Source organism: Dietzia sp. CW19, from assembly GCF_014145265.1.
In the GTDB taxonomy this organism is placed as follows: domain Bacteria; phylum Actinomycetota; class Actinomycetes; order Mycobacteriales; family Mycobacteriaceae; genus Dietzia; species Dietzia natronolimnaea.
In genome coordinates this window covers 1-2,242 of sequence record NZ_JAALEE010000475.1, presented here as the reverse complement: position 1 = coordinate 2,242, position 2,242 = coordinate 1, and the positions used below count along the sequence as shown (strand labels likewise).

Here is a 2,242-nt window from a genome sequence, read left to right as displayed (position 1 = left end):
CGAGGATCACGCCGGCGTCCGTGGTGGACCCGGTGTCGACGGGCAACAGCGGCCACCACCGGCCGTCCGGGACGATCCGGAGCAGTTCGCGGTGCCCGCGGGCTCCGACCCGGAACAGGGCCGCGCCGTCGCGGGCGTGGACGAGCGCGCCCCCCATCCGGCTGTCGACCACCGTGCTCTCGCCCGTCTCCGGGTCCACCAGCCTGCCCTCGGCCAGTCCCTCGGAGTCGAAGGCGGTCAGGGCCAGCAGGTCGCCGTCCCAGCAGACGATCTGCTCGGTGGCGTCGTGGTGGGTGTCGATCGGGTAGACGTCCTTGTCCGCGGGATCGGTCGTGACCAGCCAGATCCGCTCGCGCTCACCGCCGTCGGGTGCCACCTCACAGGCCAGCCACTTGCCGTTGGGAGAGTAGGCGACTCGACGGACCGGGCCGTTGACGGGCAGCACGACGTCGCGCTCCGGCCCTGCCCCGTCGAGGCCCCCCAGGCCCAGTGGCCGCTGCACCGCCCGCGGGTATCCGGTGCGCTCGGTGACCACGCACGCCAGCATCGACCCGTCCGGGGACAGGCACGGAGAGGTGGTGTGACGGATCGCGTCCGGCCCCCCGGCGGCGTCGTCGGGTGGGCCGGCGACGTCCAGGGACTCGGCCTCCTCGGTGATCTCGGTCGTGTCATGCACGGTGGATCCAGGTGTCCTTTCCCCCGCCCCCGCTCGAGGCGTTGACGACCATCGTGCCCGCCGGAGCCACCCGTGTCAGTGCGACGGGCGGGGCGGAGGCGAGGATCTCACCCGAGTCCCCGGGTCGGAGCATGACGAACGCCCGCATGTCGACGTGCCGGCGCTGGAGTTCGTGCCCGTCGAACGTCGGCAGGGTGGACAGGGCCTGGACCTCCTGCGCGACGAATCGCTCGCCGTGCCGCCGCAGCTCGTCGCGGCGCTCGTCGAGCTCGCGGGGCGTGCACTCGGGGCCGACGGTGATGCCGGAGCCCCCGTACCCGTCGATCGGCTTGACCACGAGCTCCCCCAGCCGGTCGAGGACCTGCTTACGCTGCTCGGGGTCGGAGCAGAGATAGGTGTCCACCTGGCCGATGAGGGGCTTCTCGCCCAGGAAGAAGTTGATGATCTCCGGCACGCGCGCGTAGATCGCCTTGTCGTCCGCCGCGCCGTTGCCGGGGGCGTTGACCACGGCCACCCCGCCCTCCGCCATCGCGCCGAGCAGACCGCGCCGCAGAACGGTTCCGTCGGCCCCCTCGGAGGAGAGCAGCATCTCCTCGTCCATACGGACGTAGAGCACGTCGACGGGGCTGCGCTCGTCGCCGTCGACGCGCCACAGTCGACTGTCCTCGACCACCAGGTGGTCGGGGGTGACGAGCGGGCCGCCGATCGCGGCCGCGACCTGGCCCAGGTCGAAGGATCCGAGCTCGTCCTCCGCGATCACCACCGCGATCGCCGGATCGTCGACGCCGTCCGGCGCGGCCGCGCGCAGCGTCTGCGTCAGCATGTCCAGGCCGACCCGGGGATCGTGGATCTCGGACCGTGCGCCGAACTCGGGGAAGCCCTCGCTGATCCGGTCGCGCAGCGCGACCGCCATGGCCAGTCCGCCGGCCATCCGCAGGTTGTCCTCGAGGACCACCCACTCGCCCGGGGCGGTGGACACGAGGTCGACCCCGCACACCGGGGCGTGCAACGCCCCCGCCGGGACCGACCGGCCGGTGGGACGGAAACCCGGTGCCCGCTCGAGGGCCTCGGCGGGGACGACACCGGCCCGGGTGATCTCGCCGGGGCCGTAGATGTCCCGGAGGAACAACTCCATCGCGCGGGCGCGCTGCTCGATCCCCGCCGAGATCCGCGCCCACTGGTCGGCCGGGATGATCCGCGGGACCGCGTCCAGCGGGAACACCTGCGGCTCGTCCCTGCCGTAGACCTTGAGCGTCACCCCGAGGTCGCGGAGGCTGTCGTCGACCGTGTCCTTGCGCTCACACAGGGTCTCGGGGCCCAGGTCCGAGACGGCCTTGAGCACGTCCACGTACTCGGGCCGCGGCACGCCGTCCTCGGTGATCGCCTCGTCGTGCACCTCCTCGGTGACGGCCTCACCCAGCGGCGAGTAGGAGGCGAGCATCGACCGCATGTCGCGGTCGTCCGCCACGTCGCGGGGCCGGATCCGGTCGACGGTCTCCGCCAGCAGGACGGCCACCACGTCGCCACGCCTCCCGCGACGGCGGTGGGCGGCGCGTTGGCGGGCCG

1 protein-coding gene and 1 pseudogene are annotated in these 2,242 nt (G+C 73.0%); both read right to left on the bottom strand.

Going from position 1 to position 2,242, the window contains the following annotated elements; translation table 11 throughout:
- A pseudogene (locus G6021_RS17445) lies at positions 1 to 676 on the bottom strand (S9 family peptidase); the annotation flags it as partial.
- Positions 669 to 2,242 (bottom strand): circularly permuted type 2 ATP-grasp protein (locus G6021_RS13695; RefSeq protein ID WP_182610747.1); only part of this gene is annotated, 1,574 nt, incomplete at its 5' end. The gene G6021_RS13695 and the pseudogene G6021_RS17445, both read right to left, overlap by 8 nt.